The organism is Methylobacterium sp. WL120 (assembly GCF_008039465.1).
GTDB classification, from domain to species: domain Bacteria; phylum Pseudomonadota; class Alphaproteobacteria; order Rhizobiales; family Beijerinckiaceae; genus Methylobacterium; species Methylobacterium cerastii.
The window spans coordinates 31,081-51,615 of record NZ_VRUT01000004.1 but is presented as its reverse complement, the minus strand read 5'-3'; the positions used below and the strand labels follow the sequence as shown (position 1 = coordinate 51,615).

Annotated in this window: 26 protein-coding genes and 2 pseudogenes; 15 read left to right on the top strand and 13 right to left on the bottom strand. The window is 65.7% G+C overall.

Features of this window, described 5'->3' with window-relative positions:
- Positions 1-56: 56 nt before the first annotated feature.
- Positions 57-1,475, bottom strand: coding sequence for an FAD-dependent oxidoreductase (locus FV229_RS01795; protein ID WP_147750321.1), 1,419 nt, complete (start codon positions 1,473-1,475; stop codon positions 57-59).
- Positions 1,476-1,557: 82 nt separating this feature from the next.
- Between FV229_RS01795 and FV229_RS01790 the strand changes: the two genes are divergently transcribed.
- Together FV229_RS01790 and FV229_RS01785 are read left to right on the top strand one after the other, a co-directional pair.
- The gene (locus FV229_RS01790; protein WP_147750289.1) at positions 1,558-2,604 is read left to right on the top strand and encodes a methyltransferase domain-containing protein; all 1,047 of its coding nucleotides are present in this window, start codon (positions 1,558-1,560) and stop codon (positions 2,602-2,604) included.
- Positions 2,604-3,659 carry an SDR family oxidoreductase gene (locus FV229_RS01785; protein WP_187275029.1) on the top strand — a complete coding sequence of 352 codons (1,056 nt, stop codon included), beginning with the start codon at positions 2,604-2,606 and terminating at the stop codon, positions 3,657-3,659. Before FV229_RS01790 ends, FV229_RS01785 begins: the two co-directional genes overlap by 1 nt.
- Here the strand turns inward: FV229_RS01785 and FV229_RS01780 are convergent.
- On the bottom strand, positions 3,652-4,389 hold the full coding sequence (locus FV229_RS01780; RefSeq protein ID WP_147750287.1) for a glycosyltransferase: 738 nt from the start codon (positions 4,387-4,389) through the stop codon (positions 3,652-3,654). The two genes, FV229_RS01785 and FV229_RS01780, sit on opposite strands and share 8 nt — an antisense overlap.
- Positions 4,386-4,970 carry a TIGR04282 family arsenosugar biosynthesis glycosyltransferase gene (locus FV229_RS01775; protein ID WP_147750286.1) on the bottom strand — a complete coding sequence of 195 codons (585 nt, stop codon included), beginning with the start codon at positions 4,968-4,970 and terminating at the stop codon, positions 4,386-4,388. The genes FV229_RS01780 and FV229_RS01775 overlap by 4 nt, the downstream gene beginning before the upstream one ends.
- An 83-nt stretch (positions 4,971-5,053) precedes the next feature.
- Here FV229_RS01775 and FV229_RS01770 point away from each other — a divergent pair, with 83 nt between their 5' ends.
- A complete protein-coding gene (locus FV229_RS01770) occupies positions 5,054-5,905 on the top strand; it encodes a sterol desaturase family protein (RefSeq protein ID WP_147750285.1) in 852 nt (283 codons plus the stop codon).
- A gap of 118 nt (positions 5,906-6,023) precedes the next feature.
- Here the strand turns inward: FV229_RS01770 and FV229_RS01765 are convergent, their stop codons facing one another.
- The 3 genes from FV229_RS01765 to FV229_RS01755 form a co-directional block, all read right to left on the bottom strand.
- A complete protein-coding gene (locus FV229_RS01765; protein WP_147750284.1) occupies positions 6,024-6,242 on the bottom strand; it encodes a hypothetical protein in 219 nt (72 codons plus the stop codon).
- A 136-nt stretch (positions 6,243-6,378) separates the two neighbouring features.
- On the bottom strand, positions 6,379-6,738 hold the full coding sequence (locus FV229_RS01760) for a DUF302 domain-containing protein (RefSeq protein ID WP_246688011.1): 360 nt from the start codon (positions 6,736-6,738) through the stop codon (positions 6,379-6,381).
- A gap of 138 nt (positions 6,739-6,876) precedes the next feature.
- Positions 6,877-7,068 (bottom strand): hypothetical protein, encoded by a 192-nt coding sequence (locus FV229_RS01755; RefSeq protein WP_187275028.1) that lies wholly within the window; start codon positions 7,066-7,068, stop codon positions 6,877-6,879.
- 187 nt (positions 7,069-7,255) lie between these two features.
- On the opposite strand from FV229_RS01755, the gene FV229_RS01750 reads away from it, so the two are divergent.
- From FV229_RS01750 to FV229_RS01735, 4 genes and pseudogenes are all read left to right on the top strand, one after another.
- Entirely contained in the window at positions 7,256-8,059 is an 804-nt protein-coding gene (locus FV229_RS01750; protein WP_210246574.1) for a haloacid dehalogenase type II, read from the top strand.
- A 218-nt stretch (positions 8,060-8,277) separates the two neighbouring features.
- Positions 8,278-8,511: pseudogene (locus FV229_RS01745) on the top strand (NAD(FAD)-dependent dehydrogenase); the annotation flags it as partial.
- A gap of 38 nt (positions 8,512-8,549) precedes the next feature.
- Complete coding sequence (locus FV229_RS01740; RefSeq protein ID WP_147750282.1) at positions 8,550-9,011, top strand: DsrE family protein; 462 nt, start codon at positions 8,550-8,552, stop codon at positions 9,009-9,011.
- A gap of 105 nt (positions 9,012-9,116) precedes the next feature.
- Entirely contained in the window at positions 9,117-9,380 is a 264-nt protein-coding gene (locus tag FV229_RS01735) for a hypothetical protein (protein WP_147750281.1), read from the top strand.
- Positions 9,381-9,746: 366 nt separating this feature from the next.
- On the opposite strand, the gene FV229_RS01730 is transcribed toward FV229_RS01735, so the two are convergent.
- Positions 9,747-10,421, bottom strand: a complete 675-nt coding sequence (locus FV229_RS01730; protein ID WP_147750280.1) for a Crp/Fnr family transcriptional regulator — start codon at positions 10,419-10,421, stop codon at positions 9,747-9,749.
- A 211-nt stretch (positions 10,422-10,632) separates the two neighbouring features.
- On the opposite strand from FV229_RS01730, the gene FV229_RS01725 reads away from it, so the two are divergent.
- The 5 genes and pseudogenes from FV229_RS01725 to FV229_RS01705 form a co-directional block, all read left to right on the top strand.
- On the top strand, positions 10,633-11,433 hold the full coding sequence (locus tag FV229_RS01725) for a pentapeptide repeat-containing protein (protein ID WP_147750279.1): 801 nt from the start codon (positions 10,633-10,635) through the stop codon (positions 11,431-11,433).
- A gap of 41 nt (positions 11,434-11,474) precedes the next feature.
- Complete coding sequence (locus FV229_RS01720) at positions 11,475-11,864, top strand: thioredoxin family protein (RefSeq protein ID WP_147750278.1); 390 nt, start codon at positions 11,475-11,477, stop codon at positions 11,862-11,864.
- Between the two features lie 44 nt (positions 11,865-11,908).
- Positions 11,909-12,490, top strand: a complete 582-nt coding sequence (locus FV229_RS01715) for a hypothetical protein (protein ID WP_147750277.1) — start codon at positions 11,909-11,911, stop codon at positions 12,488-12,490.
- 287 nt (positions 12,491-12,777) lie between these two features.
- On the top strand, positions 12,778-13,569 hold the full coding sequence (locus tag FV229_RS01710) for an alpha/beta fold hydrolase (protein ID WP_147750276.1): 792 nt from the start codon (positions 12,778-12,780) through the stop codon (positions 13,567-13,569).
- A gap of 441 nt (positions 13,570-14,010) precedes the next feature.
- Positions 14,011-14,307 (top strand): annotated as a pseudogene (locus tag FV229_RS01705) (SOS response-associated peptidase family protein); the annotation flags it as partial.
- A 775-nt stretch (positions 14,308-15,082) separates the two neighbouring features.
- On the opposite strand, the gene FV229_RS01700 reads toward FV229_RS01705, so the two are convergent.
- From FV229_RS01700 to FV229_RS01685, 4 genes are all read right to left on the bottom strand, one after another.
- A complete protein-coding gene (locus tag FV229_RS01700; RefSeq protein WP_246688010.1) occupies positions 15,083-15,676 on the bottom strand; it encodes a Crp/Fnr family transcriptional regulator in 594 nt (197 codons plus the stop codon).
- 277 nt (positions 15,677-15,953) lie between these two features.
- Positions 15,954-16,322 (bottom strand): hypothetical protein, encoded by a 369-nt coding sequence (locus FV229_RS01695; protein WP_187275026.1) that lies wholly within the window; start codon positions 16,320-16,322, stop codon positions 15,954-15,956.
- 178 nt (positions 16,323-16,500) lie between these two features.
- Positions 16,501-16,743, bottom strand: coding sequence for a hypothetical protein (locus tag FV229_RS01690; RefSeq protein ID WP_147750273.1), 243 nt, complete (start codon positions 16,741-16,743; stop codon positions 16,501-16,503).
- Positions 16,744-16,789: 46 nt separating this feature from the next.
- Positions 16,790-16,990: a hypothetical protein gene (locus tag FV229_RS01685; RefSeq protein WP_147750272.1), complete on the bottom strand. Its 201-nt coding sequence runs from the start codon at positions 16,988-16,990 to the stop codon at positions 16,790-16,792.
- Positions 16,991-17,506: 516 nt separating this feature from the next.
- On the opposite strand from FV229_RS01685, the gene FV229_RS01680 reads away from it, so the two are divergent.
- On the top strand, positions 17,507-17,863 hold the full coding sequence (locus FV229_RS01680) for a hypothetical protein (RefSeq protein WP_147750271.1): 357 nt from the start codon (positions 17,507-17,509) through the stop codon (positions 17,861-17,863).
- On the top strand, positions 17,860-18,363 hold the full coding sequence (locus FV229_RS01675) for a hypothetical protein (RefSeq protein ID WP_147750270.1): 504 nt from the start codon (positions 17,860-17,862) through the stop codon (positions 18,361-18,363). Before FV229_RS01680 ends, FV229_RS01675 begins: the two co-directional genes overlap by 4 nt.
- 19 nt (positions 18,364-18,382) lie before the next feature.
- Here FV229_RS01675 and FV229_RS01670 read toward each other — a convergent pair whose 3' ends face one another.
- Positions 18,383-18,766 carry a hypothetical protein gene (locus FV229_RS01670; protein ID WP_147750269.1) on the bottom strand — a complete coding sequence of 128 codons (384 nt, stop codon included), beginning with the start codon at positions 18,764-18,766 and terminating at the stop codon, positions 18,383-18,385.
- A gap of 401 nt (positions 18,767-19,167) precedes the next feature.
- Here FV229_RS01670 and FV229_RS27885 point away from each other — a divergent pair, with 401 nt between their 5' ends.
- Positions 19,168-19,419, top strand: coding sequence for a hypothetical protein (locus tag FV229_RS27885; RefSeq protein WP_246688009.1), 252 nt, complete (start codon positions 19,168-19,170; stop codon positions 19,417-19,419).
- A gap of 737 nt (positions 19,420-20,156) precedes the next feature.
- Here the strand turns inward: FV229_RS27885 and FV229_RS01660 are convergent.
- Positions 20,157-20,411 (bottom strand): hypothetical protein, encoded by a 255-nt coding sequence (locus FV229_RS01660; RefSeq protein WP_147750268.1) that lies wholly within the window; start codon positions 20,409-20,411, stop codon positions 20,157-20,159.
- Positions 20,412-20,535 lie beyond the last annotated feature (124 nt).

Here is a 20,535-nt window from a genome sequence, read left to right as displayed (position 1 = left end):
GGAACGGCGAGCTTGAGGGGCCGGCGGGAGGGGGAGCGGAAGCCATCGGGATCGCCTCAGCCCAGCCGACGCCGAAGCGCGGCGAGGATGCCGGCCCAGAGGCGCGCCGGCCGCGAGAACAGGCGCGGTGCGTATACGGCGAACGCGGCTGCCTTCGTGATCTCGGAGCGGGTCGGATAGGGCAGGATCATGCCCGACAACGCCCACGGCGTCGGTTTGGCACCGCCGATGGAGAGAACCCACGGCATCGTCAGGTCGCCCACCCGCTCGCCCGCCAGGCAGGCGCCGACGACCCGACCATTCCGCCGGACCACCTTCAGGAAGCCCTCCGAGGCTCCCTCGGCGACGGCCCGGTCGTTGTCGGCGAAGGGTTCGCGCATCACCGTGACACGGCCTCCCTTCTTCTGTGCCTCCGCTTCCGTCATCCCGACCTGGGCGAGCTCCGGACTGGTGTAGGCCACCCGCGGCAGTGCGCGGTAGTCGACCCGGGCACGCAACCCGAACCCGACGGCGGCGACGATCCGCGCGCCCTCGTAACCGGCCACATGGGTTAGGCGAGGTCCGTCGCGGCAATCGCCGATGGCGTAGACGCCGCGTGCGCTGGTCCGCAATCGGTCGTCGACGACGATGCCTCCACCAACCGTGCTGACGCCCGCCTCGTCGAGGCCGAGCCCGAGGAGGTTCGCGGACCGACCCAGCGCAACCAGGAGGTGGCTTCCCTCGACGGTGCCGCCGCCATCCAGCTCTACCTGGACGCGGTCCCCGGTAGCCGAGACGCCGCGTATCGTGGAGCGGTGGAACGTGACGCCTTCCGCCTGCAGTCGCTCCGCCACCAGCGCAGCGGCCTCAGGTTCGTCCCGGGATAGGGGTGGCCCCCGGTCGATCACCGCGACCTCGGCCCCGAGGCGACGGAATGCCTGCGCCATCTCCATGCCGACCGAGCCGGCGCCCAGCACGACGAGGCGATCCGGAAGGGCATCGATGGAGAACAGCGTCTCGTTCGTCAGGAAGGGAACGGCGTCGAGACCCGGTATAGAGGGCACGGCCGGGCGGGATCCCACAGCGAGCACGATCCTCGGCGCCCTGAGGGTCCGGCCGGCTGCCAGCAGCGTCCGGGGTGCCGTGAAGCGGGCATGCGCGCTGATCACCTCCACGCCCCAGGCCTCGAAGCGCTCCGGCGCATCGTGCGGGGCAATCTCGGCGATGACGCCGCGCACATGCGCCATGACGGCCGCGAAATCGACCTTCGGCTCCTGCGCGCGGATGCCGAACCGTCCGACCTCGCGGACCGCCTGCGCCCGGGCCGCGGTCGCGAGAAGGGCCTTGGACGGAACGCAGCCCGTGTTGAGGCATTCGCCCCCCATGGGGCCCGCCTCGACCAAGGCCACCCGCAAGCCGAGCTGCGCCAAGCCTCCCGCGGCGGTGAGCCCGGCCGCCCCGGCACCGACAACCACGACGTCGTGCGTCCAGGACATCACGATCCTTCCCTGCGCCAGCCCGCGCGATTGACCGTGCTCCACGCGGCGTGGTCTCCCTCGACCCACAGGAGCGTCCCGCATGAGCCTCGAAAACACCCAGCATTACTATGGTCGGGTCCTGCAAGGATCGGCCGACCTGCGGACGGACGCCTGCTGCACGCTTGAGCCCCCGCCGCCCGCGATCCGCTCGGCCCTGGCGCGCATCCACCCGGAGGTGTCCGCGCGCTACTACGGGTGCGGCCTGGTCGTGCCCGAACGCGTGGCCGGCGCCCGCATCCTCGACCTCGGATGCGGATCGGGGCGGGACGTGTTCCTGCTGTCGCAACTCGTCGGGGCCTCCGGATCGGTGCTGGGCATCGACGCGACCGCCGAGCAGCTCGCGGTGGCGCGCGAGCATCGCGACTGGCACCGGGACGCCTTCGGCTACGCGGCATCCAACGTCGACTTCGTCGCGGGCGACATCGCGCGCCTCGACGAGCTCGACCTGGAGCCTGGATCGTTCGACGTGATCGTGTCGAATTGCGTCATCAACCTCGTGGCGGACAAGGCGGCGGTCTTCGCGGCGGCGCACCGCCTCCTCAAGGAAGGGGGCGAGCTGTACTTCTCGGATGTCTACGCCGACCGGCGCCTTCCCCCCGCCTGGCGGGACGATCCCGTGCTCCACGGGGAATGCCTGGCCGGAGCGCTCTACTGGGGCGACTTCCTGACGGGCGCGCGTGCGGCGGGCTTCGTGGACCCACGCCTCGTCACCGACCGTCCCCTCACCGTCGGCGACGCGGAGGTGGCCGCGAAGGTCGCCGGGACCCGGTTCTTCTCGGCGACCTACCGCCTGTTCAAGCTCGCGGCGCTCGACATGGCCTGCGAGGACCATGGACAGGCGGTGCGCTACCGCGGCGCCCCGGGATCGGTGGAGCCCTTCCACCTCGACAAGCACCATGCCTTCGAGCCCGGTCGAATCATGCCGGTATGCGGAAACACCTTCCGCATGGTGGCCGAGACGCGGTTCGCCCCGGATTTCGACCTGTTCGGAGATTTCACCCGGCACTTCGGGATCTTCTCGGGATGCGGCACCGACCTGCCCTTCGGTGGCCCCGCCGCCGGGCCTTCCTCGACCGCTTGCTGCTGATGGGAGCCCTGCGGGTCCTCGTCACCGGCGCCGCCGGCCTCGTCGGGTCCGAGCTGTGCGGGGCCCTCGCGGAACGGGGGCACGGGGTCGTCGGCCTCGTCCATCGGAACCGCGGCTTCGTCCGGACCGACGGTTCGATGCCCGAGCCCGCCCGGGCCGGTGGCGGTTCGCCCCCGCCGGGGACGTTCACCTGGCTCCAGGGGGACGTCCGCGTCCCGGATCTCGGCCTCGACGACGGGTTTCTTCGCGATGGGCTCGACCTCATCGTCCACTGCGCCGCACTGACCGACTTCGCGGCCTCCGAGGCGCAGTACCGGTCCGTCAACGTCGAGGGCACGGCCAACGTCGCCGCCTTCGCCAAGCGGGTCGGGGCGGGCCTCGTCCACGTCAGCACGGCTTATGTCTGCGGAGAGCGATCCGGGCCGGTCCCCGAGACCTGGACCGAGGGAGCTGCGTTCGCGAACGGCTACGAGGCCAGCAAGGACGCGGGCGAGCGAGTAGCCCGGGCCGGCGGGGCGCCGGTGGCGACGGTCCGGCCCTCCATCGTCGTCGGCCGCGCGGAGGACGGAGCGTTGGGCCGGTTCGAGAACATCTACGCCTTCCTCAAGCTCATCGGGTCGGGACGCATCGGCACGTTACCCGCAACGTCGGGCGCGAGCGTCGACCTCGTCCCAGTCGATCACGTCGTCGGCGGCATCGTCGACGTGGCGGAACGGTTCGAGGACGCGGCGGGCCGGGTCTTCCACCTCGTGTCCGGTGAGCCCACGACGGTGGTCGACCTCGTCGCCCACGACTACCCGGGTTTCAGGGTGCCCCGGTTGGTCGCCCCGGAACGCTTCGACGTGGAGGCCCTGCCGCCGATGGAAGCCTACCTGTACGCCGGCGTCACGGCCCGCTTCGAGAGCTACCTCCGACGCGACCCACGGTTCGTCGCCGAAAACCTTGCGCGGCTGTCGGGCCGAACCTGTCCGCCGACCGGGCCGGGATTCCTGCGCCGCCTCGTCGCCTACGCAGTCCGGGCCGGCTACCTCGTTCCCGATCCGGAACTCATCTGACGTCGGGATAGTGGCGCTCAAGCCCCCGGCGCAGGCCGAGGCCCCAACGGACGCCGACCTTGAGATAGATCCAGTTGGCCTTGATCGGCCCCCAGGCGGCGACGCGACGGTCGGAGGTGATGACGACGCGGTTGACCAGCCGGATGCGCCCCCGCGCGACGAGGCGCAGGCACAGGTCGGCATCCTCCATCAGGGCGAGGCTCTCGTCGCATCCCCCGACGGCCTCGAAGTCGACGCGCCGGAAGAACATCGCATGGTCGCCGAAGAGCAGGCGCCCGCCACGCAGGAACAGATGCGGCCGGAACAGCAGCGGCGCGTACCAGGTCTTCAGCCAGTTGTGCAGGCTGGTCCCCCACCGAACGGTCTCGGGTCCCGAGAGGAGTGGCGTGAAGCCCGCCAGGGCGAGCCGAGGGTCTTCGAGCGTTCGACGGATCACCGAGACGGCATCGTCCGGGAGGAGCGTGTCGGCGTGCAGGACGCAGACGAGCGGCGACCGTACGGCCCCGACGCCGTAATTGATCTGGGCGGCCCGGCCTTGCGTCGGGCACCGGAGGACCTTCACGAGGCCAGAGGCACTCGCGATCTCGACGCTCGCGTCGCGGCTGCCGCCGTCCACCGCGACGATTTCGGCCGGTTGTGGGTCGAGGGCCGCGAGGTGGCGCAGCAGTCGTGGCAGCGCCGCGGCCTCGTCGAGCATGGGAACGACGATGGCGACGTCTTGCGGGCTCATGCCAGGAGGTCCGGAAACCGCGCGATATCCTCCGGTCGATCCAGGTCGGACAGCGTGTCGAGGATGGCCGCCTCGAAGCCGCGCTCAGTGAGACGCGCCAGCGTGATCGCGCAAACCCGGTCGGTGCTCCAGGGCATGTCCTCGAAGAGGAACGGCATCGTCTCGGCGATGCCAAGCGCCCAGTAGCCCCCGTCCTCCGCTGGACCGATTGCGGCCGCGTTCGACGCCAGGGCGTGGGCCAAGGCATCGAGATGGCCGGCGGTGAGTGCCGGCGTATCCGCCCCGAGCAGGATGACCGGGGTCCGCGACGCGGCACGCGCAAGGCGGGCCCCGAGGTCTCCCTCACCTTGGTCGACCACGTCCAGATCCTGCCCGAGCCATTCCAGGAAGGCGTCCTTTCCAGCTCCCGTCGAGCGGATCTCCATCGGCAGGCCCGTGGCGCGCATGGATGCCAGCGTCCGCTCGGTGAGCCGACGATGGAGCGCGGCCGCGCCGTCCGGACCCAATGCGGGGATCAGCCGGGTCTTGGCCTTGCCGGGCTCGGGATAGCGCGTGAACAGGACGAGGCGGGGGGACGTCATCGACCGAGGTCTAGCCGAAGAACGGAAGCCGCGCACGGACCCGCCCGATTGATCTCGACGCGGCCCGCACCACTTCGGATGCTATGCGTCTTGATAGGAACCGCCAATCCGGCTTCCGCCTCGGCCGGTTCGAACTCGTCACCGGGGCCGTCGTGGCCATCGGCGCGCTGGCCATCGTCGTCGCCGAACATCGCCGGCCGCTGAGGCGCCGGACCCAGGCCGAACCGAACCGGGAGCTCGTGAACCTGGCGATGGGGGCCGCCAGCGCCCTCGCCATCATGGCGGCCGAGACGCCCCTGGTCGGACCGCTCGCACGCATCGCCGAGGAGCGTGATCGGGGTCTGGTCCGGCGCCTGCCGCTGCCGGAATGGGGGCGGGACGTCGCCGGCCTCCTTTTGATGGACTACACGTTCTACCTCTGGCACGTCCTCACCCATAAGGTGTCGCTGCTGTGGCGGCTCCACCTCGTCCACCACGTCGACCTCGACCTCGATGCCAGCACCGCGCTTCGGTTCCATGCCCTCGATATGGTCGTCTCGGCGCCCTGGCGCGCCGGCCAGGTCGCCCTGATCGGGCTTTCCCCGCGGGGCCTGCGCCTGTGGCAGCGTTTCTTCTTCCTCTCGATCCTCTTCCATCACTCGAACCTGCGCCTGCCGGAGGGCCTGGAGAGGCGCCTGGCCTGGGTTCTGACGACCCCCCGGATGCACGGCATCCACCATTCGGCGGCCAAGGACGAAACCGAGTCGAACTGGTCGAGCGGTTTCAGCTTCTGGGACCGGCTCCACGGCACCTTCCGCCTCGACGTCGACCAGGATGACATCGCCATCGGGGTCCCCGCCTACCGCGATCCCGCAGACACGGGCATCGGCCGATCCCTGTCGATGCCGTTCCGCTCGCAGCGGGACGCCTGGACCCCGGCGCCCGATCACCCTTGAAGGCTGGGAAGCCTCGGGACGGTACGGATCAGGGGAAGCAATCCAGCCCCGGGTGATCGCTCGGGACGGCGATCCGGTACCAGATGAAGGGCAGCAGCGGATTGGGCACGACGTACATCTAGCCGAGCCCGCGCTCGATGGGGCCGTCCGGGGGCATGTAGTCGAGTGATAGGTAGAGCCCCCTGTAGACGCACAGGCCGGGGACGATGCCGAGGGAGAAGGTCCCGCCGACGAGATGGCGTCGACGGATGTGGATGCCTCCGCCGAACCGGCTCATGCCCCAGCCCGATGGACCTTCCGCAAGCACGGTTCCGCTGCCGCGATGCACGACCTTCATGGTCCGGCCATCCTCCGACATCGGGTCCCGTGTTCGTACACATCGCTAGGCTCGCGCCGGCGGGAGCCGGGGAAGCATCCGCCGCTGCGGCTCGCATCCGGACCGCCCGGCGGCGACCATTGAGCCATCGTCGACCCTACGGCTCCGTCGCCTTGTCCATCAGGCGTACAATGCCGGCGCGCATGGCCTGGATCGGGCCGTCGCATGCGGTTCCGAGATCGTAGCGGCTGCGGAAGGTCTCCGGGTCCGGCATCGCCAGCCAAACCTTGCCGGCGGCGTCTTCCCAAGCAAGGGCCCGCAGCGGAAGGTCCAGGCCGATACGCTGGTCGCACGCCATCAGCGGCGTACCGCCCTTGGGGTTGCCGAAGATCAGCACCTCCGTCGGCCTCAGGTCCACCCCGACGCCCTTGGCGGCCTTCGCGTGCGGGACGCGAGCGACGACGGTGAACCCGCCCTCCGTGACCTGCGTCTGCAATCGGTCGAGCGTCTCCGTCACGGAACGACCGCTCGGGCGCGTGAGGATCTCGGTGGCTTGGGCCGGCACGGCCGCCGCCAACAGCACCGCGAATGAAAGACTTCGTCTTCTCATGCTCTGGACCTCCCCTGCGTCGATCCCGTCGTGGGAGCCGAGCGGTCAGATGCGTGTGGTTAGTCGGATCAGCCAATCTGGCGAGACATCGACGAGGTAGGTCTCCAGCGCCTTGTCGAGGCCGAAGAGGATCAGCATCCCCTTCGCGATCAAGAAGAGGCCGAGTGCGACCTTTGCACCCTTGCCGGTGGACTTCAGGCGGGTTCTCAGACGCGCTGTGGCCTCGCGCGACACCATGCCGAGCAGCAGAGGGCAAGTACAATGTCGAACGGGCTTCGGGTTTCAACCCAAGCCGGGCGACGCACCGGCGCCGAGGGATCGTAACCTATCGTCTGGCTTGTTCGTACCACCCGCTATGTCCGAGGCGAGCACCTCGAAAATTCCGTTCAGGCACCAACCTGCTCAACAGGATAAGGACCAATTGATGAAGCGTCGTGACTGCCTGATCGGCGGCGGAGTTCTTGCCATGACCCTAGCGACCACGATGGCTGATGCCCAGACCGGATCGACGCCAGCCGAGAGCCCTGACGGCCCGGCCCGCAAGACCAAGGGTCGTCGCATCCTGATGTTCGACGTCAACGAGACGCTCCTGGATCTCGCTCCCCTGAAAGGACCTTTCGAAAAGGCCTTCGGTCGTCCTGATGCCTTGAAGACCTGGTTCTCGACCTTGCTCCAGTACGCCAGCGTCGCGACGCTGACCGGCGGCTACCAGCCGTTCGGCCGCCTCGGCATCGCCGCCGCGGAAACGACCGCCAAGCAGTATGGGGTCAGTCTTGATGCCGATGCGATCAAGGGCCTCGTGTCCCGTATTCGCACGCTGCCGCCTCACCCCGACGTGAAGGCCGGCCTCGAAGCCCTGAAGGCCGCGGGTTTCCGCCTTGTGACCCTAACCAACTCGGCACCGGATGCAGCCGAGGCCCAACTGAAACACGCCGAACTGCGGCCCTTGTTCGAGAAGGTCTACACCGTCGAGGTGGTCAAGGTGTTCAAGCCCCATCCTGCGACCTACCGGTCGGTGGCCGACGATCTCGGGGTCGCGACCTCCGACCTTCGGCTGATCGCGGCGCACGGTTGGGACATCGCCGGAGCCCAGGCCGCCGGCTGCGCAGGCGCCTTCATCGCCCGGCCCGGGCAGGAGCTCTATCCCCTCTCTCCGCGTCCTGACGTCGTCGGCCCGGACCTGGGAGATGTGGCTGCCCAGATCATCAAGGTCGAACAACCAGCCTGAGGCCTGAAGCCTGAACCGAGCGGGAGTGCGTCTGTCAGGAGAGCCCACCATCAGACTGGCGAGGCGATGTGCCGGAGCCATTTTGGTGGTCTGAAAGAGTCTTTAAAATTGTCTGTAGGCCCCTCAAAGGCCACGCAGCCGTGGCCGCCCGCAGGTCGGGCTTTCATAGCGGCTGCACGGTCTCCCTGCGCGAGATGGACTTCGTGAAGGGACCCCAGGCCGTCCATGACAGCTACGGCTCGTGCCCGCTGACGGTCGAGCAGGGCAAGATCCTGCTCGCCAAGTTCGGCTACGGCGGCAAGCTCCTCCCGAGCTTCCTGTCCTGGTTCATCGACGGCACGAAACCGAGTCCCGCGGCCTGGTTCCTCAAGCAACGGATGCTCCCGCCCATCTACTGGAACGGGATGCTCAAGGGCCGGGAATGGATGGACAAGATGAAGGCCGCCGCCTGATCCCCCACCACACCACGACCATCGGAAGGAAGATGCCCATGAGACGCCGGACGTTCGCCGCGGCCCTGTCCCTTCTCGCCTTGATGGCGGCCCCCGCCATGGCGGCAAGCGAGGTGCCCGCGGGGTACTACTCCGACCAGAAGGTCGTCTACCAGAACGACGGCGGCGCGCCGGACAACGCCACCTACTTCAAGCACATCCTCGTCAACGTGAAGAACCACATCGAGGCGGTGGGCAAGGACCACATCCAGGTCCGGGTGGTCGACTTCGGCGATGGCGTCGACCTGTTTAAGATGGCCTCGAACGACCCCAAGCTCGCCGGCCAGATTGACGCCCTGAAAGCCGAGGGCGTCAAGTTCCTGATCTGCAGGAACACCCTGACCCAGCGGAAGATCGACTGGCACGAGCTGCACGGCGTGACGGAGGAGGACATCGTCCCCAGCGGGGTCGCCGAGCTCGTCAGGCTCCAGGGGATGGGCTTCACCTACGTCCATCCGTAGGACCGCCTGCTCACCCGTTCCCGGTGGCGCCTCGGAACCACGGCCGAGGCGCCACGGGGCCCAGGCCGCGAGGAGCTGGCCGGGCCCGTCATCCAGGGAGCCTCTATGGATACGACGTTCGAAGTCTGGGCGGACAGGCTCGAACGCCTCATGCCGAACGCGCCCGGCCATGCGGACAGGCTCGACCGCGTCTTGGACCAATTGGAGGCCACCGTCGGCCGGAGGGGGGACCTCATCCTGATCCTCGACGACATCGCGGGTTGCCTGCAACGGAGGGGCCGGCCCAGCCACGATGCGACCGTGGCCGGCAGCAGGAAGCGGCAGGGGCGGTGCGCGACCTTGGACATCGTCGTGGTGGATGGCGCTTGAGATGCCTCGCTCGGTCCCTGGCGACGGTCGGGGGATCGGCTACGGTCGGGCTCGCCCGGAACGCTGAGGTGACTGATGGCGTGCGTGCATCGTTTCGAGCGACCCTTGGGACCCGGACAGCCCGTCTCTTGGGCGGGCGTCCACAAGGGTGGCTTCGCGAGCCGCGAGGAGGCCGCCGGTCACGTCGAGGAGTTCGTCGCGACGTTCCCAATCCACGGCTTCAACGCCGAGGAGGGATACTGGTGGTGCCGATCCGCCAACGATGTTGTCACGACGCTCCTGGCCGTCTGCAGTGACGACCAGGTCCTATTCACTGGGTGAACGTCGACCTCCGTAGTGCCGTCGATGCCTGCGCTCGGAGAACCGTCAGTTCAATCTTCCGGCGGCCAGGCCGGCCCGGTCCATGACCTGGACCTGCCCGCGGCGGATCTCGACCAGACCAGTATCGGCCCATTCACCGAGCAGGCGGCTGACGACCTCGCGGACGCTGCCGACGTCGGACGCGAGTTGCTGGTGCGTCTTCCAGACGATGCCGTCCGCATCGGCCTCGACCAACAGGCGTCTCGCAAGCCTCTGTTCCAGCGGTGCGAAGGCCACCTCCTCGACGAGGTCGAACACGGCGGTCAGGAGCTTGGTGTAGTCGTCGAGGACGAAGTCCCGAAACTCGTCGCTCTCCCGCATCAGCTGCCGGAAGGTGTCGGCCGGCAATGCGGCAAGCTCCGTCCGGGCCTCGGCGACGCTCTGCGCCGGGAAGCCGCCGCCCGACAGGAGGCACTGGGTGGTGAGGACGCAGGTCCCGCCTGCGCCGACCTTGTAAATGAGCATCTCCCGGCCGGTCTCGGACATCCGGAACACCCGGGTCCTCCCATCGATGCACATGAGGTAATTCGCACACGCACCCTGGAGTTCGTAGGCAATCGCACCGGACTCAAGCACGGGGAAATGCACGTTGCCGCGCGCGATCTGGAGATGGCTCGCACTGAAGTTCCGGACCAGTGGAAAGCGCTCGATCCAGCGTTCGATCTGATGGGCGGTCTGCATGGTCGTCCTCCCGGGGCCGGCGGTCGTGGGATGCCGCCATGCCCATGACCCAAGCGTTATAGTTTCGGAATCCGTAGCCTTCGGTGACTTGGGTCACAGACGTTTGCGTCGGCGCTCCATATCACTGTGGTCACTGAACAAAAAACCGTCCGGCAAGACCGTGAGGAAGCGCAGGCTTTCGCCGGGCCGGGGCGAAAAACCGGGAGAAACCATGCGCAGCCTCGCCCCCCTTCTGCTCGCCTCCGTCCTTCTGGCCGCCCCCGCCCATGCCGAGCAGGACCTGCTCCTGGGAGCCGACATGGGCTCGGCCGCGATGACCAAGGCCGAGATGACCCGCGCCGACGTCGAAGCGCTGATCGCCAAAGCTGACGGCAAGCCCATCGACCTCTCCGACAAGGCGCTCGCCGGCCTCGACCTCTCCGGCCTGAACCTGAAGGGCGCGAACCTTCGCACCGCCCGGCTCAACAAGGCCAACCTGCGCGGCGCCGACCTATCCGGCGCGAACCTGGAGCAGGCGTGGTTCATCAAGGCCGATCTCTCGGACGCCAAGCTCGTCGGCGCCAAGATGTTCGGCATCACCGCCCGCGACGTGAACCTCAGCGGGGCCGACCTCAGCCGGTCTATGCCGATCGGCGACTTCAAGGGCGCGAACATGGCCGGGGCGACGCTGGTCGACCTTAAGGGCGGCGCTGACATCAAGAACCAGTCCATGGGCCTGATGCGGGCCGTGTTCGTCTCGGTGAACCTCAAGGGCGCCAACCTGAAGGGGGCGAACCTCGGGCGCTCGCGCCTGGAATACGCCGACCTCACCGATGCGGACCTGACCGACGTGGTGCTGATGGGCTCGGACCTGTCGGGCGCCAATCTCACCGGCGCGACCGTCGCCGGGGCCGACTTCAAGAACGTCGACGTCACCGCCGCCCGTCTCATCGATCTCAAGGGCCAGGACAGCGCCAAGGACTGGTCGGCCCGCGTGAACGTCGACCGCGCCATCACCCAGGTCTCGAACTGAGCCCTCTCCCACCTCGATCCATCCGCGAAGGAAAAACATCCATGACCACCCGTCGCATCCTCCTCGCCGCCCTCGCCGTCGCCCCCATGCTGTTCGGCACCGCCGCCGGCGCCGCCGAGATGGCCTACACGCCCGCCGCCTTCGAGGCCGCCCAGAAGGCCGGCAAGCCGATCCTGGTGCACATCACCGCCCCGTGGTGCACCACCTGCGCCGCCCAGAAGCCGATCCTGTCGAAGCTTGAGGCCGACCCGAAGTTCAAGGACCTGCAGGTGTTCGACGTCGACTTCGACAGCCGCAAGGACGTGGTGAAGCGGTTCGGCGCGACGATGCAGAGCACGCTCATCACCTTCAAGGGCGAGAAGGAAACCGGGCGCTCGGCCGGCGAGACCAAGCCCGAGGCGATCTCGTCGCTCCTCGACAAGGCGATCTGAGCCCGGAGGGTTTCAAGAAGGTCGTCTCGGGAGCCATGCGCGGCGTGCAGGAGATCATCGTCGCGACCACCGGTGGTCCCAACGCCACCGTCGCCACGATGGGCGGCCAGCCCGAGACCAACATCCTCGGCGAGACCTTCTACAGTCAGGTGCCCGTGCGCTTCGGCGACCACGTCGCGAAACTGTGCGTGACGCCGGTCGCGCCCGAACTGACGGCCTTGACCGACAAGCCCCTGACGGAGAACGGAGGCCCGAACGCCATACGCGAGGCGGTCGTCGAGTTCTTCCGCGCGAACGGGGGACTCTGGGAGGTCAGGGCGCAGCTCTGCACCGACCTCGACGATATGCCGGTCGAGAACGCCGCCACGGTCTGGCCCGAGAGCAAGAGCCTGTACCAGACCGTAGCGCGGATCAGGGTGAAGCCGCAGATAGCTTGGAGCGAGGCCCGGTCGAGCGCGGTCGACGACGGTCTGTCGTTCAGCCCATGGCACGGTCTCGCCGCGCATCGGCCCCTCGGCGGCATCATGCGCTCGCGCAAGCAGGCCTACGAGATGGGCAAGCGCTTCCGCGCCGAGCGGAACGGTCATGCCATCGCGGAGCCACGCGAGGCGATCAACCTGCCGTAGGCTGCGTCAGGGCGCACCGATCTCGGTACGACGCATGGAACGGCGGTAGCCGGACGATGCAGGTCGAAAGGTGATTTCCAGGCAAGGGGCTGGCTCGGTAAGCGCCAGCCCGGCCATGGGTTCCTGTACCGATCGCTTCCGGGTTCACCGAATTCTACCGAAGCCCGCTCGACCACGAAGCATCCGACAGGTGTGGCCCGCGTGTCTGACCGGCACTCCCGGGCTGATGAGATCCGCGACAAACCAATGTTCGGACCGCAGCGCGAACATTGAAGGACAATTCGAACATGGTCCTACATTTTGAACGTTCGGGCACCGGCCGGCCGCTGCTGATGGTCCATGGACTCGGGGCCAATCTGCGCACCTGGGATCCGCTCGTGACCGCCTTGTTGAGCGGCTCGCGCGAACTGATCTTGGTCGACCTGCCGGGACATGGCCGATCGGCACCGCTCGCGGGCCGGCAAACAGTGGAGGCCCATGCGGACGCCCTTGCCGGCTTCGTGCAGTCGCAAGGTTTGATGACAGCGGACCTTGTCGGCAGTTCGGTGGGGGGCCGGTTGGTGCTGGAGTTGGCGCGGCGGGGCATCGGTCGGCACTGCGTGGCGCTCGATCCCGGCGGTTTCTGGCACGGGTGGGAGACGCGCTGGTTACACTGGTCGCTCGCGGCATCGATACGCCTGGTGCGGTTGCTGCGGCCCTTCCATGCCGGGCTGTCGCGCCACGCCATCACCCGCACCCTGTTGCTGGCCCAACTGTCTGCCCGTCCGTCGGTGCTGCCACCGCAGCTTGTCGAGAAGGAGCTTCAGAGCTTGGCGGCCACACCGGTGTTCGATGCGATGCTGCGTGAGCTGGCACGCGGTCCGTTGCAGCAGGGCTCAGCAAAGCCCCCCGGCCGGGTCACCATCGGATGGGGCCGCCAAGACCACCTGCTGCTGCCGCGCCAGGCTGCCCGCGCCCTGGTAGACTTCCCAACGGCCCAGCTGCACTGGTTCGAGCGCTGCGGCCACTTCCCGCATTGGGATCAGCCTGCCGAGACTGCGCGTGTTATCCTTGAAACGGTTGGGACGGATGCGTCTTGAAATGTCTTGTCGCACGCCCGAGCGCAAGATCTTCCACAGGTCGTGAGCGTATCGGCCGAGCTTGCCGCCTCGGCGTTGAAGCCGGTCCATGGTTGGGTCTTCTATCACCGTGAAACTGAAGCAGCGCTCCAAAGCTGACTGATAGCGCCCGCATTTCAAGGGTGCGCTGATCGCGAAAGCCGGCTCCGATTTCGCTCCATTAAGCTCAATTCGCGAATGACCGCTTCCGGGGATAATGGAAATCGGCTTCTACGACGTTGTTGGGTCGCTACCCGCCGGTCCGCTCTACGACCGGCTTGGGTGGGTTTGAGACGGTCTGCTGTCGGGAGCAAGAGCTTAGAAGCGGACATTCCCTCAAAAGTAGACCTCAAGCGCGTAGGCCAGACGTAGCCGCGTTCGTACCAGGCAGCACGGCGTGGACGTAGCTCGCTAGGCTTGCGTGAGGACCGGCCGCTGTTCGCCTTCGCCGGGATCTGGCGGCCGTGGACGGGCGTACGCGGTCCAAAGCGCGACGAGCCGGTGGAGGAGGAGCACCGCCTGTACGCGTTCCTCACGACCAAAGCGAACGGCGTCGTTGAGCCAGTCCATCCGAAGGCGATGCCGGTGCTGCTGACGACGCCGGAGGAGTGGCGAACGTGGTTAGAGGCACCGGTGGAAGAGGCGTTGAGCCTTCAACGCCCGTTGCCTGATGACGAGATGAAGAAGATCGCCCGGGGCAAGCGGAGTGATGGGGCTAAGGCTCCGAATCGACCGTCGGAGATGCCCCTACTGCGCGATCTCCCCGTCAGGTTACCGCATTCGGATGCAGCGAGGGAGTACCGCAGTAAAACTTCGGTATCAGGGGGCAACCCGCGTGCTTTACTCGATGAGAAAGCGATCGCTTACCGGAGCCCGTGTAAGTTCCTAGGACCGAGACTGACCCATGGCACATCGAGCATCGCCTCTGACACCCAGCGTATTTCTGTCGCGCCTCGAAGAGGGTTACAGAAATCCAAGCGTCACTGAACTTCACTTGGCAATTTGGCTGAATATTCTCTAACATTTGGTATTGTGCCACGGCTTTCGTGCACGCGCCAGTCCAGCTACCATGCGTCGTTCCCGCCAACCATCCGTACGGTCGCGCCAAGCCGGCCCCGGTCGAAGCCCCTACGAGACATAGCGCTCATCCGCCTGGACGACGCGCACCGGCGCCGGAGTACGCCCTGCGAAGTTCAGATCGCCCCGCACAGCTTGTTCGAGCTGCGACTGCACCGGAGCCATCCGCCAGGACAATGAGGCCGCCCACGGTCGATACAGCGAGGACGCTGCGGGTGAGGATCGAGGTCAGGGTGAGCATGGGGGTGGCGGCTCAACCCCGCGTTGGGCGAGGCCTCGGCATCGGAATCTGAACTGTCTGCCCGGTGAGAGGATTTAGGATCTGGCATACCTGCATGGCAAGCTATCACGGTCGGGGCCCGAACCCGGACCATCAGGACCGTCAGTTCTAGCACCCCGCGTCCGAGGCCCTGTTTGATCAGCGACGACGCAAAGGCGCATCGTCGACGCCGCCCGGAGAGCGGTGCAGGTAGCTCGGGTCGAACTGCGCAAATGCCTGAAGGGCCTCGACGTCCGGGAAGGAGACGTACTTCCCCTTCAGTCTGACGAGGCCCGATCCCCTGAGCTTCTGGAGTGTTCGGTTGACGTGCACGCTCGACATCCCCGTCGCGTCACCCAGGTCCGATTGCCTGAGCGGGAGCTCGTAGTTGTCCCGACCCGCGAGTCCCACCGCCTGGAGGCGGCACAGGAACTCGCAGAGGAGATGTGCGACCTTCCTCTCGGCGGGGTGACGGCCCAAGTTCACGATCCATTCGCGCTGGATCGCCTCGTCCACCAGGCTCGCCCAACGCAGGGCGCGGTTCAGGGTCGGATGGTTGCCCGTGAGGTCGTCCAACACTTGGCGTGGAATGGAGACCACGTCGCAGGCGCCGATGGTACCGATGCTATGGTCCACCGCGCCGAGAAGCGCGACGTTGAGGTCGCAGATGTCTCCGGGGATGACATAGGCGACGATGGAACGGGTGCCCGCCGCCAGGACCTTATAGCGGCACGCGAAACCGCTCCTGATCATCTGGACGTGGTCCGGGAGGTCGCCCTCCCAGACGAGATCCGTCCGAGGGGCCACCCGGCGTCCGTGGCAACTCGCGGATCTGAGTGCCGTCCTGTCGGAGTCCGAAAGCGCGAATCTGCCTTCGAGCTTCTGAATGAGTGGACTGAGCATGTGCCCTCCGTGGGCGTGCTCAATATCCAGCACGAGGGATCAGTACCCGATATTTGACGGCGGTGCGTGAATACCGGGCTAAACTCGGTGGACCGTTCCGTCGGCACGGGGGCGGCCCGGCTCGGCTTCAGGCGAGGGCGCCATTGGTGGAACGCGGGAACGTTCCGACGGCGGTCATGAGGTCCGGTTGCGGGTCGTGGTCATCCCCGCATGCCGAGTGCCTTCCCCTCACGGATGCAAGTCCGGCCTCAACCTCGCGGATGACGTCCGAAAAACTGTACGGCTTGCTGAGCAGGCGTGTGCCCGGCGGCAGGTCATACCGATGGTGCCGTCCGATTGCCGAGGTCACGATGATGCCGACGGATGGCCAACGACGGTGCACGACCTGGGTGAGGCCTACGCCATCACCCACGATGCGGCATCCGGTGATGAGTATTTCAACCGGTGCCGGACCATCGAGGACCGCCAGCGCTTCCGCGGCCGTGCAGACCTCCACCGTCGCGAAGCCGGCATGCTTCAGGGTTTCCGCGATGGCCCACCGAACGATGCGGTCGGTTTCCGCGATGAGGATGGTGACAGGTCCGCTACCGGACCTTCCTCCAGTCCCGACAACTCGGTCGTTGCGAGGAGACCCTCAGGTGCGCATGGACAAGGTGATGCAGCCGCCTTCGGCGTCACTCCCAATCACCACTGTCCAAGGTGCACGCGCCGTTGGTCGCCCCGGCGATGGCCGACATGGCCGCATCAAGGGAGGCGTGTCCCCGTTTCACGTTCTTGAGCACGCCCCACGCCTCGGGCAATATTCGGAAATCATCACCGGTTTCAGTCTCGCCGATACTTCCGAGGCTCCGTCCGAGACGGTCCTTCAACGTCCACGACTTACCCGTTTGGCCCGTAGGTGTGAGAACGACATCCATCAGGTTGATCCTCAATGACTTGGCAAGCCGCTAAAGTATCAAGCCATCAACCAGAGATCCTCGCGGCGATGACGCTCGTCTCGTCGAGCGCAGCCCGGATTATCTCGGCCTGGACGAGTATCCTGTCGGCATCCATCTTGGCGGCAGAGTCCGTCGCCCACCAGAGGCCGTTATCAATTCCGCGGAGCATTCCCGTCAGGCGTTGGTTCTGAAGCGTCAAGGCTTCGATGGCGTTTCGGCTGTTCACGGCGTTTCCTGCTGAGTTCCAGCAAGTGATACGCGTTAATTTCAGAATATGCGAGAAATATCTTCTGGCGTGAAATTTTCGAGAAATTTAAATCATTAAAGTGATTTAAAGATTTATTGCGAGACGAAAACTATAAAAATGCATAGAAACAACAATCGGACAGCGCGATATCATGTTGATGACATGGTTTTCGCATACGGTCAGCTCGTTTTGGGATCGGGATGGTACTTGACCATAGCCCGGCAAGACATGTGCCCTGCGTATACGCTAAGGTATTGATATATAAGCGGCCTAAGATCATATATATCCGCCGAGTACCGTTATTTTACATCATGTTATTGGCCCTATAAGGCATCGTGCGTATCGAGGGTTGAATCCGTACGCGCCGAATGATCCAGCACGCATGTAGGAAGTTATCGCATGCCGATTCCTCAGCGTCAGCTCGCTGCATTGATCAGGACAAGCCCGCATATCGCGGATTGTAACGCAATCGCCGCCTAGGTCTTGGATGAAAGCATGACAGTTTCGCCCTACAATCCGTTCTCGCGAACCAGCATCGGTGCGCAGCGCCAGATTTGGACCGGATCCCAGCGCGAGTTCTACTTCTGGAACGTCGCCTCACTTGGCCTAACGTGTCTGCTGAATGCCTTGGCGGTCGTTGCGATCGTCGAGAGCCAACCTGCGGATGGTCCTGCTTGGAAGGCGTTCCAATCAACCATCCGCAGGAAGGGTGAGGAAGCCTCAGAGGTGGGCGGCAGTGACGTGATGGAGGCTGTGCAGCGCGCTGTCGCCGCGGCCGCTCCGGATTGCGATGAACGCCGTGACGTCATCATTGCCGTGGCATGGGTTGGCCTGCCAGGGTGGTGTTCATGATCCCAGCCGACATCGCTGCGAAGCTCGCCAAGATCCTGCCTCGGCTCGCGAGCGAGCACGATGGAGAGGTGGTGGCTGCGGCGCATGCGATGGGACGGACGTTGGCTGCCGCGGGGCTCGACTGGCATGCTCTTGCGAAGACGATCGAGATTGCGCCCATCCAGTCGGCGCCCTCCTCGTTCCCGCAGCGCTCCTCGACGGCCCCCGACGCCAAGAGCGATGCCCCGAACGCATCATGTCGCCGAGCAGGAATGCGTCTTCGAGATACGCAGACGATTGAGCCTTGGAGCAGAGTCGCGCGCTATGGACTGATGCTCGACTGGACGATGCCGAAGGCGTTCGGCGGTCGCTTCCTGAGCAAGACAGACCGGGACCGCCTTAAAGGCTTCGAGGGGGATGTCTCCGTCACGAACGCCGATGCTGCCTGGATCGAAGCTGTCGTCATCCAGGCGCATCAGGCCGTCGAGGCGTGGCGCAATCGGGAGAAGGCCGCAGCATGACCCTGCCCGATTGGACCACCTACCAACCCAGCCCAAGCGATACCGTGCTTTCGCTCGGCCGTGCACCACGCAAGGTTTTGATCAACTCTAGCAAAGCCGTGAGCGCGGGAGACCGCGGTGGGGTATCGATCGCATCTGCCTGGCTCAGGCTTCTTGCTAGCGCGACGGAGGCTGTTTCGGCTGCGTCGATCGCTATCTCCATTGCAGGTGTCAAAACAAGGCGGCGCCTCAAGCTGTTCGTTGCGCTCTTGGCGTCGGCCGTTACGATCTCGCCCATACCGTATGTGGCCGTCTCTGCCCGATTGATCCAAGGCCGAAGGATCGTCGCGATCAGCGGAGGAATATCGGCCGCGATCAGAATGTTTTGCATCGCGTTTTTACCTTTGACGTTGGGAGCTTCCACGTGCGCCTTCAGAGGCTCGCACCTATGACAGCCCAAGAGCAAGCTGCCTTCATCGTGGGTATCTAGGTCCCCCGGCGCGCTACCAGACTACGGCTCACTTCGCCGACGGAGGTGGCCTTTCAGACCTGGGTTTCGCGGCGGACGATCGCGTCCTCGCTTGTGCCCTTCTGGCTCGGCCCGACGCCAGGACCTTCATTTCATGCATGCCAAGCGAGGCTGTTTCGACCGCGCTCACCCACGGCCTCATCACGGTCATAAGCAGCGGCTGCAGACTAGCTACCTCCAGAGTACCACTCAGCCTGACCCGCCTGCGCCTGGATGCGGCGCTCTACGATCCAGCGCCCCCGAGGCCTCCAGGTACGATCGGACGCCCACGCAAGAAGGGTGCGCGGCGGCTCACCTTGTCCAAAATCCTGACCGAGCCGGGTACCCTCTGGCAGCAGGTGAGCGTGCCGGGCTGGTACGGCATGGGCGAGCGCAAGATCGAGATCGCCGCGGCCACCGCCGTCTGGCATCATTCCGGTCTACCAGCAGTGCCGATCCGCTGGGTTCTGATCCGCGATCCCGAGAGCCGCTTCGATCCCCAATCGCTGCTCTGCACCGACCCCGCACGAGACCCGACCCAGATCGTGACGTGCCTCATCCTGAGCTAGTCGAAGGATCGTCCGGCGCTGGCAGGCGAGGTCTCCTTCCAGGAAGCGCGTGCCCATCTCGGCGTCGAGACACAGCGGCAATGGTCCGACAAGGCTATCGCTCGTACGCCCCCCTGCCTGCTCGCCCTGTTCTCCATCGTCACCCTGCTCGCGACCCGGCTGACAGCACGTGAGAGGCGGCAGGTCGCGGCGACTGCGTGGTACCCCGAACCGCAGCCGACCTTCTCCGATGCTCTCGCAGCCGTCCGTCGAACCATCTGGCGCGAGGAAGCTTCTTCGATGTCAGGCCGCAGGCGCGACCGTAGGAAACGTCGGTTCCGTCTTCCACCAGCCTGGGCCTACGCCCTGTGCCAGGCGGCCTGAATGGCCAAAGTCGAGCTTAGGCAGTCGCTACCATTACACCGAACTCTGCTGCGCTATCTTGAGGCCCAGGCTATGTTGACGTGACCACCCCGCTTTGCGTGTGCGTTCAAAACGACGCCTCCACATTCACGCAGAACCATGACAGTGGTTCTCTCACTGAAACTGTCTCGATCAGCTTGACGGGTATGAGCCTCATCCAGCAATCGGCGGGCAAACAGTTCGATATCGCCGCGACCTTCGCATTCACGGCTATCATCCGCCCAATGCGCGGGTCCGTCGTCGTGAACGTCGAATGTATAACGAGACATAATAGCACCGGGGCGCTGCGCACCTAAACGCGGATGGCAGGACTGCCCTCCGTGCTGTGTATCAAATCATACGTCCACAATGGTTAATGGTTCCTGCGGCCGATCGTCGAGACGTGGAGACTTGGCTGCAAAATACTCGATGTACCGTAGGCCGTCCCATAGTTCTACGGCGTGACCATCCACCATGGCTTCCGCAAGTCTGATGGCTTCGTCGTCGTTGGTGGCCATCAGCGAGTTGGTATCCAACACTCTGCCATCGGGCAGCAGGATCAATGCGCGATACGCGGATGAATTGACGGGTGTTTCTAGCGTGCTGGGCATGTTTGCTTCTCAACCATAAGGCGGGAGCAAATCGCACTCTCAGTCGCTGACGCCTGGTGGTTTCCGGCCAGCGATTGGCAACCTTAGCAGTATCATACAGATCGGCAACCAAATCGAGCCCGAG

What these genes read in the sequence shown, in the direction of transcription:
- FV229_RS01795 (WP_147750321.1), bottom strand. Translation starts at nt 1,475, where the DNA reads ATGTCCTGGACGCACGACGTCGTGGTTGTCGGTGCCGGGGCGGCCGGG.
- FV229_RS01790 (WP_147750289.1), top strand. Translation starts at nt 1,558, where the DNA reads ATGAGCCTCGAAAACACCCAGCATTACTATGGTCGGGTCCTGCAAGGA.
- FV229_RS01785 (WP_187275029.1), top strand. Translation starts at nt 2,604, where the DNA reads ATGGGAGCCCTGCGGGTCCTCGTCACCGGCGCCGCCGGCCTCGTCGGG.
- FV229_RS01780 (WP_147750287.1), bottom strand. Translation starts at nt 4,389, where the DNA reads ATGAGCCCGCAAGACGTCGCCATCGTCGTTCCCATGCTCGACGAGGCC.
- FV229_RS01775 (WP_147750286.1), bottom strand. Translation starts at nt 4,970, where the DNA reads ATGACGTCCCCCCGCCTCGTCCTGTTCACGCGCTATCCCGAGCCCGGC.
- FV229_RS01770 (WP_147750285.1), top strand. Translation starts at nt 5,054, where the DNA reads ATGCGTCTTGATAGGAACCGCCAATCCGGCTTCCGCCTCGGCCGGTTC.
- FV229_RS01765 (WP_147750284.1), bottom strand. Translation starts at nt 6,242, where the DNA reads ATGAAGGTCGTGCATCGCGGCAGCGGAACCGTGCTTGCGGAAGGTCCA.
- FV229_RS01755 (WP_187275028.1), bottom strand. Translation starts at nt 7,068, where the DNA reads ATGGTGTCGCGCGAGGCCACAGCGCGTCTGAGAACCCGCCTGAAGTCC.
- FV229_RS01750 (WP_210246574.1), top strand. Translation starts at nt 7,256, where the DNA reads ATGAAGCGTCGTGACTGCCTGATCGGCGGCGGAGTTCTTGCCATGACC.
- FV229_RS01740 (WP_147750282.1), top strand. Translation starts at nt 8,550, where the DNA reads ATGAGACGCCGGACGTTCGCCGCGGCCCTGTCCCTTCTCGCCTTGATG.
- FV229_RS01735 (WP_147750281.1), top strand. Translation starts at nt 9,117, where the DNA reads ATGGATACGACGTTCGAAGTCTGGGCGGACAGGCTCGAACGCCTCATG.
- FV229_RS01730 (WP_147750280.1), bottom strand. Translation starts at nt 10,421, where the DNA reads ATGCAGACCGCCCATCAGATCGAACGCTGGATCGAGCGCTTTCCACTG.
- FV229_RS01725 (WP_147750279.1), top strand. Translation starts at nt 10,633, where the DNA reads ATGCGCAGCCTCGCCCCCCTTCTGCTCGCCTCCGTCCTTCTGGCCGCC.
- FV229_RS01720 (WP_147750278.1), top strand. Translation starts at nt 11,475, where the DNA reads ATGACCACCCGTCGCATCCTCCTCGCCGCCCTCGCCGTCGCCCCCATG.
- FV229_RS01710 (WP_147750276.1), top strand. Translation starts at nt 12,778, where the DNA reads ATGGTCCTACATTTTGAACGTTCGGGCACCGGCCGGCCGCTGCTGATG.
- FV229_RS01700 (WP_246688010.1), bottom strand. Translation starts at nt 15,676, where the DNA reads ATGATCAGGAGCGGTTTCGCGTGCCGCTATAAGGTCCTGGCGGCGGGC.
- FV229_RS01690 (WP_147750273.1), bottom strand. Translation starts at nt 16,743, where the DNA reads ATGGATGTCGTTCTCACACCTACGGGCCAAACGGGTAAGTCGTGGACG.
- FV229_RS01680 (WP_147750271.1), top strand. Translation starts at nt 17,507, where the DNA reads ATGACAGTTTCGCCCTACAATCCGTTCTCGCGAACCAGCATCGGTGCG.
- FV229_RS01675 (WP_147750270.1), top strand. Translation starts at nt 17,860, where the DNA reads ATGATCCCAGCCGACATCGCTGCGAAGCTCGCCAAGATCCTGCCTCGG.
- FV229_RS01660 (WP_147750268.1), bottom strand. Translation starts at nt 20,411, where the DNA reads ATGCCCAGCACGCTAGAAACACCCGTCAATTCATCCGCGTATCGCGCA.